The organism is Pseudomonas sp. TUM22785, from assembly GCF_028198105.1.
Lineage (GTDB): Bacteria > Pseudomonadota > Gammaproteobacteria > Pseudomonadales > Pseudomonadaceae > Metapseudomonas > Metapseudomonas solani.
Genome location: NZ_CP116239.1, coordinates 4074265 through 4090504 on the forward strand (window position 1 = coordinate 4074265; position 16240 = coordinate 4090504).

Consider the following 16240-nt stretch of genomic DNA (forward strand, 5'->3'; position numbering starts at 1 on the left):
CATGGGGTTTCAGGATAAAGAGCCAGCGCAATCCCCCCACCCCAGCGGCGAGGGGGGGGGCGTGACTTCGAAGGGGGGCTTAGGGGGGGGGATGAACGGCTAGGACTGCAGTATGCCAAGCAGATAAGCCCGATCGACCAGATGCTTGCGGTTGCTCGCCTGGAACTTACTGAGCAGATTCTTCATGTGCCACTTCACTGTTTCCTCTCCTATGTCCAGGGCGAGGGCGATCTGCTTGTTGGACATGTTCTGCGTCAGCAGTTGGAGGATCTCACGCTCCTTCGGGGTGAGCATGCGGCTTGGTGAAACACTGACGAAGCTCCTGGCAGGCGCCGGGGTCTGGGGTTGGCGCTCCTCGTCATTCCCGGCCGGGCTGTTCTGCTCTGTTTGCCGGGCCCAATGTGGCAGGTCCGGGTGAGTATCTTCAAGAATGCGCTCAAGGCCCAGTTCCTTGGCGAGGCTGATCGCCTCGCGCAGCGACGGCAGACCGTCTTCGCCTAGGCGCTGTTTCGCCAGGGCCTGCAGCAACCTGACTTGAACCGATTCGCGGCTATGGCGTTGCTGGTCTGCAAGGCGTGCAGCCTGCTCCAACGGCCCGAGCATCTGCTGCCATGCGCCACGTGCAGCACTGGAAAAAGCTTGTACCAACTGTACCTGCAAGGCCAGCTCCGGCCCTTGCAATCCGCGCTCATCGCGGACGAAGTCGGGCAGCCGGCGCTCAAGGCGCTGCCACAGCGACTGACAAGTCTCGCCATGCCCGCGGAGGGCATGCAGACGAATCTGTTCAGCCTGGGCGGCAATCGAAAGGCGGGGCATTTGCCGAGTTTCGCCCAGTGCGTAGAGCTCGTTGAGCAGGTCATGAGCTCGGTGGGTCTGCCCTTGCAGGGCGGCCAGGCGCGCGGAGGTCAGGTAACCGAGCAGGATTCCTTCCGGCGCAGCCAGGTGAGCCAGTACATCCATACGATTGGCGAGCAGGGGGCCGGCTTCCTCCGGGTCGTTGCGCTCAAGCAGTGTTGCGGCAAGGGTGGCGGCCAGTAGTACGGAGATGCCGTTGCGCCGGCCCAGCTCCTGATCAGCCTTACTCAAGCTGGCCCGAAGGAAGCGTTCAGCACTGAGCACTTGGCCCTCTTTCAGGTAGGACAGGCCGAAGATCCACTCGCGATAACCTGACATGGCGTTGGTGCCCGCTGCCGCCTGCGCGCGCGATATCTGCTGGCAGTAGTAGCGGGCCAGCTCGGGCTGACCGGCAGTGAGAGCCAGCAGTGCCCGGTGGTTGGTCAGCACGGCCTGCAGGTCGGGTGACTTGGCCGACGGGCGTTGCAACCAAGTATCGATGATGGCCTGGGATCGGTCCGGCTGATCGGCGAAGAGAGCTGCGGTCGAGGCAATGGCCGTCGCCTCCAACTGTTCCTCGTCGGAAGCCTGGGCATCGGCGTTGATCTGCTCGACCAGTTGCAGAGCCTCAGCCTGACGCTCGCTGCTGGCCAACGACCAGGCAGCCGCCAGGCGCAGGCGCGGACGGCACTTCAGCTCCTCGGCTGGCAACTGTTCAAGCCAGTCCAGTACGCGGGAGAAGTGACCACGAAGCATCAGGTCGTAGAGACAGGCTTCTGCCAGGCTGTAGGCACGGTCGTTCTGTCCGCCCAGCAATGCCTGGCGGGCGGCGGCCTCGACCAGGTCATGCTCCGCCAGCCAGGCAGAGGCTCGCTGATGCAGGGACTGACGTTCAGCCTCTGGCAGTACGGCGAATCGCTGGTGCAACAGCTCGCGGGCAAGAGGGTGAATGCGTAGCCAGTCGCTGTCGTCTCCCTCAACCAGGATCGGAGTGCTGGCCAGCAGCTCCTTGAGCCAGACCCTGGCTCGCTCATCATCGAGCAATACCACGCAGAGGTCTGGATGAATCATCTCGAACAGGGATATCCGCGTCAGGAATTCGACCTGCTCCGGTGACAGTTGAGCCAACAGAGAATCAACCAGATGCTGCTGAAGGTTGCCGCCGCTTGAAGCCAGGTTATTGGTCGCGACGTGCAAGTCGGTGGCTTGCTCGATGGCAGAGATCGCCAGTTGCAGACCCAGAGGCCACCCCTCGGTGAGTTCGTGCAGGCGAGCGCTGTCGTCCAGTTCCAGGCGTTCGCCAAATCGGCCGTTGAGCAAAACCAAGGTTTCGTCGAGTGTGAAGCGCAGGTCGTCGACGCCGATCGATCGCAGTTGGCCATTGACTAGCAACTCTGCTGTGGACAAGCCAATGCGCCCGCGTGAGGCCATAGCCACGTGCAGGTTGGCCGGAGCATTGCGCAGCAAGTAAGGCAGGGAATGGCGGATGGTTGCGGTTGGAAGGTTGTGGGCGTCATCGAGAATCAGCAAAGTCTCGGCGCCCAGCTCGGCGATCTCCGCCAGCCAGTTTGTCAGCTCATCGAGTTCGTTAGCCTCTTGGCCTAGCCGCTGGTGAGCCGCCAGGGGCTGCACAGGGCGGCCGCTGCCGACCGCTTTAGCCACGGCAAGGCCATGGACCAACCGTAGAGGTACATCCCGTTCATCCAGGCTCAGCCAGATCACTACGCCGCTCTTGGCCAACCACTCGCGTCGCCACTGGGCAAGCAGCTGGGTTTTGCCAAACCCAGGCGGAGCCTGCAACGACAGCACTATCTTGTCTGCCAGGCCTATGGCATCGAGGTTCAGGCGGCTGCGTTGCATTGCCGCCTTCAGCAGGCGCGGTGGAGTGGTTTTGAGGATCAGGCCTGGTTCCGTACTAACTAGGCTCAAGTGCTGTTCTCTACGCTAGTGGGCGACCCATTCGAAGGTCTGCCTCGCTGAACGTTCTTATGATTATTTTTTGTTTGGCAGGTCAGGCACACGGGCGCAGTACCTTTTTTCAGTATGGCCTCTCCCGGACGCATGCGTCCAGATGCCGAACTCCCCCTCTCCTCCCCCCCTATAGCCCACCCCTCCCCCCCCGGCGCTGGGGTTGGGCTATTGCCGGCAAACCCTATTCTCGGTGGGCATGCAGAAACCCACCCGCGGTCATTCGCTCCAGCTACGAAGAGCACCCTGCGGGCCCGTCCGAGGAAATCAAACACATGAAAATGAACGCCTACATCGCCGGGATCGGCATGACCAAGTTCGGCAAGCATCTGGACAAGACTCTCAAGGGCCTTGCCGGCGAAGCCATCCAAGCGGCGCTGGTCGATGCGGGGCTGGACAAGTCGGCGATCCAGGCGGCGTGGATGGGCAACGCCGCGGCTGGAGTGGTCACTGGCCAGGAAATGATTCGCGGTGAGGTGGTGCTGCGCAATATGGGCATTGGCAGGATTCCGGTGGTCAACGTGGAGAACGCCTGCGCCTCCTCTTCCACCGCCTTCCAGCAAGCCTGCGCCATGGTCAGTGCCGGGCTGTACGACATTGTTCTGGCCTGCGGCAGCGAGAAGCTCTACCACGAAGACAAGAGCAGGAGCCTGGGTGCCTTTTCCAGCGCTGTGGATATTGAGGATCCGGATGGTGCTGCGAACGTGGTCAAACGCATCGCGATGGAGATCGGCGAACCCTTTGATGCGTCAGCTGTAGCGGTAAATCACTCGGTGTTCATGGACATCTACTCGATGATGGCCAAGAAACACATGCAGAGATACGGCAGCACACAGGAGCACTTCGCCATGGTGGCGGCGAAGAACTCATTTCACGGCAGCATGAACCCCCGCGCCCAGTATCAGGGACTGCTAACCGTGGAGCAGGTGCTGACCGCTCGCTCGATCATCGGCCCGCTAACCCTGCCGATGTGCTCGCCCATCGGCGATGGCGCTGCGGCGGTGATCATCGTCAGCGATCGTAAGGTCCGCGAGCTTGGCCTGCGCCAGCGGATCAAAGTAGCGGCTTCTGCTCTGGTATCCGGCTGGGACTTCACAGGCCCGGGCGAGTCGGTCGGCGCCCTGGCCGCCCAGCAAGTCTACGAAGCATCCGGGATCCCCCCCAATGAACTGTCCTGTGTGGAGCTGCATGACGCCTCGGCACCATCTGAAGTAGCCGCTTACGAGTATCTGGGCCTGTGCGCACCTGGCGATGGCGCGAAGCTGATCGAAACTCGCGCCACCTACCTGGGCGGGCGCATCCCGGTCAATGTTTCAGGCGGTTTGTTGCGCAAAGGCCACCCGGTCGGCGCCACCGGCTGCGCCCAGATAGTCGAGCTCACCGAACAGTTGCGCGGCCAGTCGGGTCACCGCCAGGTTGAGGGAGCGCGTATAGCCCTCGCACACAACGGCGGCGGCGCCATTGGCACCGATGCCGCTGCCACCGTAGTCAGCCTGCTGATGCGGGAAGCTTGAGATGATGCAATACGATCCCTTGACCCTGGCAGGCTTGATCCAGCTACAGGTCGCTGCGAATCCTGACTTAACCGTGCTGACAATCGAGGGTGCCGGTGTACGACCCGACGATACTCGAACCTACGCCCAGTTGTGGGAACTCGGCCAGCGTCTTGCCTGTGGTCTAAGACACCTGGGTTTGCGCCCCGGCGACAAGCTCGGCACCTTGCTGGCCAACCACGCCGAGTTCGTCGAGCTGATGGTCGCAGCATCGCTGCTGGGCCTCGTTCTTGTACCGATCGACCCGCGCACCAAGGGCGACAAACTGATCTACATGCTCGGTTCGGTCCACTGCAAAGCGGTGGTGGCCGGCGATTACGCGCTGACCGAGGTGCGTGCCGTGCGAGATAGGATCGCCAGCCTGAACTGGTTGATCGGTCTGCCCAGCGATGAAGGCAGATCCACCAGTGGACAACTGCACGAAATTAATACGATTGCCTATGCCAGCCTGCAGGAAAGCCTGGAAGAGGTTGACGCGATGCCCGGAGCCCACCCCGACAGCGCGTTAGAGCTGATCTATACCTCCGGCACCACCGGTGACCCCAAGGGTATCGTCATGACGCACCGGCGCTATGTCGAAACTGCGCGCATGATGCCCGCGGTGTTTGGCTTCCGGGCCGATGATCGCCTGTATTCCGGTTTGTCGCTGACCCACGCCAACGCCCAACTGATCACCCTCGGCACCGCATTGGCCAATGCCATTCCCTGCGTACTGTCGCGCCGCTTCACCAAATCGCGACTGTGGGAAATTGTTCGCCAATACGGTTGCACCAGCTTCACCCTGCTTGGAGGCATGATCACAGCTATCTATGCCGAGCCCCCAAAACCTGAGGACTCCGACAATCCGGTGCGCCTCATCGTCTCGGCCGGTATGCCGGCGGCGATCTGGGAAGACTTCGAACACCGCTTCAACGTCAGCCTGTTCGAGTTCTATGGCGCAGCCGAGGGTGGCCTGATCGGCAATCCGGCCGGTGTCGGCCCGATCGGCAGCATCGGCAAGCCAGTGCCCAGCTTGGACTACCGCCTGGTCGACGACGAAGGTCGGGATGTCGAGCCAGATGCCAAGGGCGAACGTATCGGCGAGCTGCTGTTCCGCCACAAGGACGGCACACCGTTTAACGTCGAGTACTACGGCAATGCCGAAGCCAGTACCAAGAAATGCGCCGGTGGCTGGCTGCACATGGGCGACGTGGTACGCGAAGACCAGGCCGGCTGGCTGTATTTCATGTTTCGCAAGGGCAATGGCATTCGCCGCAATGGCGACTTTATCAACGCCGCCTTCATCGAGAAGCTGATTGCCGAGCAACCGGAGGTAGATGACGTCTTCGTCTACGGCATCCCCTCGGCGAATGGTGTGCCCGGCGAGAAGGATGTAGTGGCAGCTGTAGTAGCCAAGCATCGCGGGCTGGATGTGCAAGGGCTTTTCCGTACCTGCCGCGCGGGGCTGGAAGCCAACTTCGTGCCCAGCCATATCCAGGTATTGGCACAGATTCCCAAAACTGCCTCGGAAAAGCCCCAGGAGCGCTTCCTGGTCGAGGAGTTACAAAACAATCCTCAAGACGTGCACCAGGAGCAGCGCTGAGATGACAGCCCGCTCCAGGGTTCTGCCGGTGTCTCCCGGCCGGAATCGTTTTCCCCACAAACCAGAGCGCCACTAACGCCAGCGGCGCCCAGTCTACTGGCCTGCCGCCGCCCCATCCCAGGAGATAGACCATGCCCCGATTGATTGATCTGACCCAGACGCTGGACCCAGACAACCGCGCCAAGCTACCGCCTCCACTGGCAGGCGCAGCGCCTGTGGTGGCCCCGCTGATCGAGTACCTCCATCCAGCCACCAAGGGCGCCGATGATTTCTGCCGCTATCTCGGCTGCACCCACGACGAACTACCTGGCGGAGAGGGTTGGGGCGCAGAGATGCTCAGCGACATGTCATCCCATTGCGGCACACACGTCGACGCACCTCTTCACAGCGCCTCTCAGATCGAAGGCGCGCCTGCTCGGACTATCACCGACATCGACCTGGAAGAGCTCTACCGACCCGGCCTGGTGCTCGACGTTCGACCGTGGGCGAAACTCGGCGAGCCCATCACAATCGAGATGCTAGACGCTGCGATGCATGCTACCGGCCAGAAAATCAAACAAGGTGATGCCGTGCTGATCCGTACGGGTCAGGAGCGCTACGGCATGACTGATCCTGAGTTCTATCAGCAGCCCGGCATGACACGCGAAGCAACCCTGCACCTGACAAGTCAGGGCGCCACCATTCTCGGTACTGACGCGCTGGGCTGGGATCTGCCGTTCGGCATCATGGCGCGCAAGTATCAGGAAACCAAAGACCAGACCGTACTCTGGGATGGCCACAAGGCCATCGTTCAACGCGAAGCCTTTATCGTGCAGCAGATGACCAACCTCGGCGCCTTGCCCCTGAGTGGATTCATGGTCGGCTTCTTCCCGATCAAGCTGGCCCACTGCAGCGCTGCTCCTGCTCGCGTTGTCGCCTTCGTCGACTGAGCTCGATCATCCCTCGACTCAACGGAGAGATCATATGAAGCTCATTCGTTTTGCCCGCGGTGAAACCGCCCCCGAATTCGGCCTGGTGATCGGCGAACACGCCATCTCATTTGCCAGCCTGCAGGCAAGCAGTGGCCGCCGTCATACCTGCCTCGATAGCAGTGACGCTTACCTAGCCGCATTGCCGCAAAGCGAGCTGCTCGCACGTGAACTGCAGGCCTGGGCCGAAGCCCATCTAGAAAGCTTCAGTGCAGCAGAAAAGCCGCGATTGAATAGTGTGCGTCTGCACGCGCCCATCGAGGTCAGGGCGCTATTCGACTTGGGACTGACCCCACGTCACCTGAGCAACTCGGGCGACACACTGGTCCATTACGAAAAGGACAACCCCGATACCGGCCCTCTGCTCGCGGCCTTCCGCAAAATGCTGTTGGCCCCTCGCGCCAAACCCAGTCCCGGCGTGCCGGAGCGATTGTCTTACTACAAGGGTAATCTCAACTCCATCGTCGGCGACGACGTCGAGGTCCCCTGGCCGGTTTACACCTCACGCCTGGACATCGAGCCGGAGCTGGCAGTGGTTTATGGCAATGCGCACCAGCCGGTGGCCGGCTACTGCATATTCAATGACATCTCGGCCCGTGACGTGCAGGCCCTGGAGATCATTGGCGGCTTCTGCCTGACCAAGGACATGACAAGCGGTAACCAACTTGGTCCTTGGCTGGTGACTGCAGACGAGGTCGGAAATCCGCTGGACCTGGCCGTTCATGTGGCAGTCGACGGAGCACCGCGCTTTCAGGGCTCGACCCGCGAGATCAGCCATCCGGTAGAAGACGTGTTCGCTTGGCTGGGGCTGATCTGTCCGTTACAGCCGGGCTCGGTGATGGGCATGGGCACCATTCCCGACTGCACAGGTCTTGACCACGACGACTTCCTTGACCCAGGCGCAGACATCCGTATCAGCATCGAAAGACTCGGCACTCTGCGCTGCCGCTTCGGTGAGCCCAAGCACCTGCTCCCCAGCCGGTGGCCACTGCGTCAAGCGCTGCAGAAATATCGCGGCTGAGCCAGTTGCTCTCAACGTTGCCCCGTCGGGCCCCAGGGCTCGACGATTTCCTCCGAGCCTGCCCATGATGCAGACCAATAGCGGGGTATCTGCGAGAAGATGACTTTCACCACGCGACGATCGCCGCCGCAGCGGGCTGCACCTTCGCCTCGTTGCACCATTTGTTCCGTACCAAGGACGAGCTCTTCTACGCCGTCTACGAATCGCTGTTCACCCTGCCGCAGCAGGCCCTGGACCAGGTACCCGCAAGCGCCGCCCCAGCGGCAACGGCTGCCGCACGCTCATCCTCCTGTTCGACGGCCTGCTGGTGGCCTGGTCCGCCCATGGCGACATGGACCGCCTGCGAGCGGAAACCGAAACCGCCTGCCGGGCTCTCGCATTGCTAGTGGCGGACTATTGAGTCGTGCCCCCATAACCAGGCTCAAGTTGCTGGAATGGTTGCTTTCGGCCAGGAGCAGTCACTCCAGTGATCGATTGCTGACTGAGCACCACCTTCTTCCAAAAAGCAGTACCTCACTAACGCACAAGGCCCATCCAGGATGGGCCTTGTGTTCAGGTCAGCAGAAGGTCACTGCCAGTTAGCTGCAATCACCGACTCCAGGGCAGACTGGTAGTTGCCTGGCAAGGTGGTTTGACCCGCAGCGGGAGGCGCAAAGGACGCCATCGCATTCACGAGATTCTGCACCTGGCTGTCCAGCAGCGTTTTTCCATCCGTGGTTTTGAACTGCTCAACATGGTAGGCATTGCCCAGGTACCAATCCTTCATGGTGAGCTTGTCGCTGGTACCGATGATGCTCACTTCGAGGTTGTTGGTTCCCGAAACGCGACGGAACCACAGCTGGTCGGCGGCGATACCACCAAGGAACTGGGCAACGTCGGTATTACCAGCCGTCGCGTCGTTCTCCACCACGGTATCGGCACCGTATCCTCGCCCAAGGACGTAGGTGTCGTTGCCCACCCCGCCGGTCAGCGTGTCCGCGCCGGCCAGGCCATCCAGCCGATCGTTGCCCGCAGCGCCCGTGAGGCTGTTGGCACCGGCATTGCCCAGCAGCACGTTGTTGAGCGCGTTACCCGTGCCGCTCAGCGCGGCAATGCCCGTCAACGTGAGGTTCTCGATGTTGTTGCCGAGCGTCAGGGTGATGCTGGACTCGATGGTATCGGTGCCTTCGTTGGCGTTCTCCGTCACCGAATCGCCGGTGGCGTTAACGACATAGGTATCGTCGCCGATCCCGCCGCGCAGCGTGTCGTTCCCCGCACCGCCATCGAGGCGGTCATTGCCGGCGCCACCCACCAGGGTGTTGGCCCCGCTGTTGCCGATCAGGATGTTGTCCAGCGCGTTACCCGTCCCGCTCAGCGCTGAGGAGCCGGTCAGGGTGAGGTTTTCCACGTTGTCGCCCAGCGTCAGCGTGACGCTCGACTCGATGGTGTCGATCCCTTCTCCCACCGCTTCCGTCACCACGTCGGTGGTGCGCTCGACCACATAGGTGTCGTTGCCCAGGCCGCCCTGCATGGTGTCCGAGCCGGCCTTGCCATCGAGGCGGTCGTTGCCGGCGCCTCCGACCAGCAGGTTGGCTCCGGCGTTACCGGTGAGCGTATTGTCCAGTTCGTTCCCGGTCCCATTGGTCGAGCCACTGCCCGTCAGCAGCAGGTTCTCGACGTTCGCGGCGAGCGAGAGGGAGATCGAGCTTTCGATGGTATCCACGCCGCTGTTCGCCGACTCCATGACCACGTCTTCGACGTTGTCCACGACATAGGTGTCGTCGCCCGAACCACCGAACATCAGGTCGGCACCGGAGCCACCGTTGAGACGGTCGTTGCCCTGCCCACCCACCAGGGCATCGGCGCCACCGGAGCCGTTCAACGTGTCGTTACCACGGCCCCCTTCGATGAAGTCGGCCGAACTGGTTCCCGAGCGGGTCTGGTTCGCGGCGTCTTCCACGACGACGAAGCTGAAGTAGGTCCCCGAAGCGGTGACGTAGGCGATCGAGGTGATGCCCGAGAACCCCGCGCTCGGCGTAATGGTGACGGCGCCTGTCTGCGGGTTGAAGGTGAGGACGCCCGTGCTGTCGTCTTCTATCCACGCGTCGAGGATCGTTTCACCATCGTTGGAACCGTCGGCATCACTCGCCAGTAGCACTGCCGAACTCAAGGTCAACGCGCTGCCCTTGTTCACTTTCAGTGACGGCATGACCTCTATATGAGCGGTACCCTGAGAGGTCGCCAGGCCATCGGTGACGGTGAACACGAACGACGCCTGGCCGATGAACCCTTCCTCGGGGATGAAGACGACACCGCTCAGGTCGGGCGAATAGAAGGCATGGCCGCCGACGGTGGAAATCACCTCCGAGACATAGGTGGCGTCGGACTCCTGGTCGGTCACGCTCCCCATGAAGTCGTTCAGGCTGATCAGGCTAGCGGCGCCCGTAGGCACGGACAGGTCGATGCGCCCGACGGTGGGTGCGTGGTTGGACTCGATCAGCCGCGCCCTCAATGCGGCAGCGTCGAGGAATACGCCATCGGCCGCCCGTACCATCAAGGTCGAGTAGTAGCTGGACAGCTCCATCGAAAAGTCCATGAACGACTGGACCTTGAGACTCCCGCCATCGTTCAGGAAGTCGATGAACAGGTCTCGCGATGAGCGCCGGAACGCCAGCTCATCGGCCTTGAAGTCATCGAGACGGACAAGCACCTGAGACCCCGTGGCATTCAAGACATCATTGCCATCGCCGGCATTGATGATGATCGTCTTGTTACCCGATCCGCTCAGGTTGTAGCGATCGTCACCCTGCCCACCTACGAGCGTATCGTTACCGTTCTCTCCGTAAAAGGCATCGCGTCCTGCCATGCCATACAGCACATCGTCGCCATCGCGACCATTGATGGTGTCATCCAGGTGCGAGCCATAAAGAATGTCGTTGCCGATATGGCTGCCTCCGACGAAGTAGCCACCCGAAGCATAAGACCCGTACTGGCCAATGGTGTCGGCATTCGGACTGTAGGCGGTGCTAGTGTAGTACGCCGCCGAGAGATAGTAGGTGTCCATGCGAAGGTCGAGGCAGACGCCGCTCATCTGCGACAACGGGATGTCCCTGATCACCGTTCCATCAGAGAAATTCAGGGAGAAATAATCGGTCCTCGTCTGGACGTCCTGGGCGTTGGTGGAGAAGAACTTGTCGATTCGCAAGCGATCGTTGTAATTCGTGTTGCTGACGATCAGCAGGTCGTCGACAGAGCGGATATATCGCCAGTCACCGACGACGGAGCCGTCTGTGATATTCACCCTGGACAAGGTGGTTTTGTCCTCTCCGTAACCGGCACCGAAGACCAGGGTGGACTGTGGCGTCAGGTAGATGGTGTCGTTGCCCGCCCCGGGATCGACCCAGTCCACGCCGGTGCCTCCCTGTATGTAATCGAAGCCTTGCCCCCCGATCAGGGTGTCGTTGCCGGCCCCGCCGTTGATGTTGTCATTACCGGCGCCGCCGTTCAGGAAATCATCCCCTCCACGTCCTTCTAGAACGTCATTCCCGCCCAGCCCATCGAGGGTGTCGGCGCCGGCTCCTCCAGCCAGATAGTCATTACCCTCCGTTCCCAGCAGAACGATCTGCCGGACTTCCGCCTCACTGACAACGGTGCCGTCGGCGAACCTGAACTCCTTGATGCTGGACAGGTAAGGGCCAGTCTCCCCTGTGCCGTTGCGGTTGAAGTAGTCCCGGATGGTCAGTATGTCACTACCTCCCGAGATGTAGATTTCCAACTCACCCCAGGAAGTCTGCTGGAAGGTGACGTCCCCTCGCTGGACCCCCTGACCGAACACAACCACATCCGCCCCTGAATTGTCGTAGATACGATCCTGTCCATACCCCCGGTCAAAGAGGTAGGTGTCATTCCCCGCATCACCATGCAGATCATCAACGCCACTTCCACCATCCAGGAAGTCGTTGCCAGCTCCGCCGATCAATGTGTCGTCGTCCCCTGCGCCATACAGACTGTCATTACCGGTATTGCCAAGCAGGTAGTCCTGCCCATCCAGCCCGTAGAGCGTTGCGTTGGTGCCAGCGGCTGCAGTGAGCGTGTCGTTATCCGCAGTCCCCGTCATGATCGCAAGGCGCTGGCGAATCACGTCAGGCGTCCACAGATCGCCATTGTCGAATTCGATCCGCTGGATCGTCGGGTTGTCGTCCTGCAGCCAATTGACCAGCGTGAGCCTGTCGCCCGTCGCGGCGATTTCGATGATCAGGTTCTGTTCGCTGCCCACGATCAGGGAAACGCCGAGAGGGTCGATGCCAGCGCCGAACTTCAGCACGTTGACCGAGCCATCGACACTCTCCACGAGCGTGTCCGAGCCATCGCCCAACGCATAGAGGTAAGTATCGGCACCTTCGCCGCCATTCAACGTATCCGCGCCGGCGCCGCCGATCAGTGTGTCGTTGCCCGCATCGCCACGTAGGGAGTCCTCACCCGCCTCGCCGAGCAGCCGGTCATTGCCTGCACCACCGGCAAGCGTGTCGTTTCCAGCGCCGCCAGACAGTTGATCGTTGAGGTTGCTGCCGGATATGACATCGCTGCCACCACTGCCGACCTCAGTGAAGCCAGTACCCAGGATGTCCTGGTAGCTGACTGAGGTTCCATCAGCGAAATCGAAGAAGCCGATGACTTGCGATTCGGCCGCATCAGAGGGATCGAAGTTGTGGATGACCAACTGGCCGGGCGGATCACCCGCCACAGAGACCAGCAACGTGTTCGCCGCCCCTAGGGAAAGCGTTACATCGCCACGGGTGATCCCGCTGCCGAAGCTGATCCGGTTAGCGGGTCGGTCATTTGGCAGGCTGTAGCCGAACCGGGCGTCTGTGTCGTAAATCTGGTCGATGCCATCGCCACGGTTGTAGCGGTAGATGTTCCCGCCGCCCGTACCAACGAGAGTGTCGTTGCCCCTCCCGCCGCGGAATGTGCTTCCGCCCCCGTTCCCGGTGATCGTGTTGGCAATGGAGCTGCCGATCAGGGTTGCGTTTGAGGCATTGGTGAATGCATCCAGGTCGTCCTGACTGTAGGTGGTGTAGACGTCCTGAATGTTGTAGGAAGTGCCGTTGGCGAACTTGAGCGTCTGCGTATTACCCGTCAGGCCATCCATCAGCATCACGAAGTCCGTGGCGCCGTATTGCAGGCGCACCGGTCCATTCATGTACTGGTAGAACTCGATATCTCCGATGTCGATGCCGGCGCCGAACGATAGGGTGTTCTGGCCGTCACGGTCATTGATGAATTCGTCGGAGCCATCCGAGGCCTTTTGCCCATCACCCACATTGAATACGTAGGTGTCATTGCCCTCGTCGCCGGACAGGTAGTCGTACCCGGTGCCACCGGACAGGACGTCGTTCCCAGTGCCGCCCCACAGGCTGTCATTGCCGGCACCGCCTTCGAGAGTATCGTCCCCGCCCTGGCCGAGCAGCCCGTCGTTCCCCTCACCACCGTCGAGCAGGTCTTTACCGTGGTGCTCAGCCGCAGCCAGGGAGTTGTCGCCCTCGAGATGGTCATCGCCGATACCGCCGATAAGCGTGTCGTTGCCGGCATCGCCCCACAGGGTATCGTTCCCAGCCCCGCCGTCGACGTAATCGCTCATCTCGTAAAGGGAAAGCGGCGATTCGATCAGTCCATCTCCCGCGATCTGATCGTCGTCCTCATTTCCATACAGCTCATCCCGCCCCGCCCCGCCATACATCGTGTCATTGCCTATGCCACCGATCAGGGTGTCATTGCCATGATGTACAGCGGCCAGCGCCGATTCGATGTAGTCCCCCTGAAGCAGGTCGTTCCCGTCGCCACCGAAAAGGCGGTCATTGCCCCCACCACCGTAAAGTTTGTCGTTCCCAAGGCCGCCATCCAGGATGTCGTCCCCGTGAAGGGAAGGGGCTGACTGTCCGTTGTCACCCGACAACTCGTCATCATCGTCACCGCCAAACAGTATGTCGTTGCCGCCATCTCCATAGAGTTTGTCATTTCCCGCTCCCCCTACGAGCAGGTCGTCGCCGGTGTTTCCGATCGATGACACGCCGTAATCGCCGACTAGTACATCATTCCCGTCCCCGCCCACGAGAGAGTCATTGTCGTCCTGGCCGAAGATCACATCGTTACCGAGGCCGCCTTCGACAACGTCGTTGCCATAGCCGGAAAATATCCAGTCATTCCCGGCACCGCCGTATATAAAATCGTCGTAATTCCCGGTCTTTGCTTCCAGCTCGAAATAGATTCCTGTTACGGGGGTGAAATACTCCGTGATATCGCCCCTGACTTGAACGACCCGTTGGACCTCCCAATCCTTTGAAGCCCCCAACAAATCGACGTCGCCATAAAAGACATCATCCCCGGCACCACCCCAGAGCGTGTCGCTTCCTGAGCCACCATAAAGAAGGTCATTTCTCCGATCGCCCACAAGAAGGTCGTCGCCGCCGCCGCCGCCCAGCAGATCGCCTCTCTCGGCTATGGCGTTCTGGGCCTGGTTCGCGGCGATGATCTCCGCATCGGTCATCTGCTCTTCGGCGAATATCCGGTCACTACCTTGACCTGCGCCCAATCGGTCGCTTCCCGTGCCACCGATCAACGTATCGTTTCCGCTCCCCGCCAACACGCGGTCCGATCCACTCCCACCATCGATCAGGTTGTCTCCGCCGCGGGTGGCCTCGACTTCGTCGTCCCCGCCTTTGGTATATATCTCGTCGTTACCGACACCATCGCGAAGCCAGTCTTCGCGATTGGCTTCGTCGACAGCAGGGTTGGTAATGATGTTGCCGAGATCGTCGATTCGGGTCTGAACGCCGTCGGTGAACGGATCAAAATCCACCGCTTCCTTGTCACCGACGATGACGCGATCCGTCGTTCCCGGCGATGTTTGCTCGGCGCCCTCCAGCGCAATGCCAAAACGCCCGGGTCGCCAGTCCTGAATGGTCACCGTGCTGGCGCCGACTGTAATGATGAGGTTCTTGACGTCACCCAGGTCCACCAGGGTGTATCTGATGGAGCCTTCCTGCCACGTCTGGGCACCAGGGTGAACGGCCTTTCCGCCGTGCAGCACGGCGCCGTTGTACTTGAGCACGCCACCATCGTCGACAATGATGTCGCTTCCCGCAGAGCCATCTATGACATAGGTATCCAAGCCCTCCCCGCCGACAAGCAGGTCGTTGCCGGAGCCGCCGTCGAGCACGTCATTGCCCCGTCCACCATATAAGGTGTCGTCGCCTCCCCCCCCTTCCAGGGCGTCGTTATCCGCCATGCCCAGAAGTACGTCCGCCTCACGTCCGCCATACAGCTTGTCGTCACCCGCGCCGCCTTCGAGATAGTCGCTCCCCCGCTCGCCTTTCAGCGTGTCTGCGCCGGCGCCACCGTAGAACCTGTCATTTCCGGCTTCCCCGACAAGCTCATCGCCGTTGTCACCGCCAAACCAGACTCTATGTACCTTAGGGCTGAATGCTGTTCTAGGATCGGGCAGAACCATAACCTCTTGGCCAGATGAGATATCTCGATAGTGATAGCCCTCCTGTGCCAACCGATCTGTAACTTGCTGGTCGTCACTCAACGCCCAATCCACTCGAAGCCATGACAGCATTTGAGCACGGTCGGAAATCCACTCGTTTGTCAGCGTTCCTGCGCCTGTTTCGGCGTCATACAGACCCAGCCCTATCGATGTGAGCGGATCAACCACGAATACGCTCAGGCCAGCAAGCGCACTACGATAAGCGAGCCCCTGCAAGTTATTATTCTTAGCAGCCTCGACCCACTCACTAGCATTTCCGTCCAACCAATTCAGGCTCTTGACTCTCTCATCCCCAATTGCCGGATCATTGAAGAATTCATACGCCTTCTGAATGAAATTATCGGGAGTTACTTCCGTGACAACCCGCCCCTGAAAGCTGCTCATCAGCATGTTTAGGACTTTGTCAGAGCCAAGCGTAACTATCTCATTCAAATATTTCTTCGCGGCAGACCCTGTAGGCTCGATCAAATTCAAATATAGCTGACTGGGAGGGATATCCCCTATATCCGAGAGACTCATGATATTGGCGCTGACCGCTATATCAGCCAGGGTGGCTTTCCAGACGACCTTAAACGTATCCCAATAAGCCGCTTCGAAAGCAGCCCAAGAGAACAGCATATTTTTGAGATCACCAACCGTATCAACATATTCTGTCTGGTCGCTTTCGCCCACCTGAAGCAATCTATCAACAAAAGCCGTCTCTCCCAACTTATTAAGCATAACAATGCCAGGCCATGCTTGATTAAGATACAACTCACCACCGTCTAAATTGTCACCGTTACTAGTAAA

At 60.4% G+C, this 16240-nt stretch carries 6 protein-coding genes and 1 pseudogene; 5 read left to right on the forward strand and 2 right to left on the reverse strand.

The window, feature by feature from the left end; translation table 11 throughout:
• Window positions 1-99 precede the first annotated feature (99 nt).
• Window positions 100-2694: a LuxR C-terminal-related transcriptional regulator gene (locus PI990_RS18475; RefSeq protein WP_271658032.1), complete on the reverse strand. Its 2595-nt coding sequence runs from the start codon at window positions 2692-2694 to the stop codon at window positions 100-102.
• A gap of 383 nt (window positions 2695-3077) precedes the next feature.
• Between PI990_RS18475 and PI990_RS18480 the strand changes: the two genes are divergently transcribed.
• The 5 genes and pseudogenes from PI990_RS18480 (at window position 3078) to PI990_RS18500 (ending at window position 8326) form a co-directional block, all read left to right on the forward strand.
• A complete protein-coding gene (locus PI990_RS18480) occupies window positions 3078-4316 on the forward strand; it encodes a thiolase family protein (protein WP_271658033.1) in 1239 nt (412 codons plus the stop codon).
• 1 nt (window position 4317) lies between these two features.
• Entirely contained in the window at window positions 4318-5937 is a 1620-nt protein-coding gene (locus tag PI990_RS18485) for an AMP-binding protein (protein ID WP_271658034.1), read from the forward strand.
• 131 nt (window positions 5938-6068) lie between these two features.
• The gene (locus PI990_RS18490; RefSeq protein ID WP_271658035.1) at window positions 6069-6866 is read left to right on the forward strand and encodes a cyclase family protein; all 798 of its coding nucleotides are present in this window, start codon (window positions 6069-6071) and stop codon (window positions 6864-6866) included.
• A gap of 34 nt (window positions 6867-6900) precedes the next feature.
• Window positions 6901-7926, forward strand: a complete 1026-nt coding sequence (locus PI990_RS18495) for a fumarylacetoacetate hydrolase family protein (protein WP_271658036.1) — start codon at window positions 6901-6903, stop codon at window positions 7924-7926.
• Between the two features lie 77 nt (window positions 7927-8003).
• Window positions 8004-8326 (forward strand): annotated as a pseudogene (locus tag PI990_RS18500) (hypothetical protein).
• Between the two features lie 168 nt (window positions 8327-8494).
• Here PI990_RS18500 and PI990_RS18505 read toward each other — a convergent pair.
• On the reverse strand, window positions 8495-16171 hold the full coding sequence (locus tag PI990_RS18505) for a calcium-binding protein (RefSeq protein ID WP_271658037.1): 7677 nt from the start codon (window positions 16169-16171) through the stop codon (window positions 8495-8497).
• Between the last annotated feature and the right edge of the window lie 69 nt (window positions 16172-16240).

Excerpts from the sequence above, each read along its gene's own strand:
- PI990_RS18475 (WP_271658032.1), bottom strand. The coding sequence starts at position 2,694 with ATGCAACGCAGCCGCCTGAACCTCGATGCCATAGGCCTGGCAGACAAG.
- PI990_RS18480 (WP_271658033.1), top strand. The coding sequence starts at position 3,078 with ATGAAAATGAACGCCTACATCGCCGGGATCGGCATGACCAAGTTCGGC.
- PI990_RS18485 (WP_271658034.1), top strand. The coding sequence starts at position 4,318 with ATGATGCAATACGATCCCTTGACCCTGGCAGGCTTGATCCAGCTACAG.
- PI990_RS18490 (WP_271658035.1), top strand. The coding sequence starts at position 6,069 with ATGCCCCGATTGATTGATCTGACCCAGACGCTGGACCCAGACAACCGC.
- PI990_RS18495 (WP_271658036.1), top strand. The coding sequence starts at position 6,901 with ATGAAGCTCATTCGTTTTGCCCGCGGTGAAACCGCCCCCGAATTCGGC.
- PI990_RS18505 (WP_271658037.1), bottom strand. The coding sequence starts at position 16,171 with ATGCTTAATAAGTTGGGAGAGACGGCTTTTGTTGATAGATTGCTTCAG.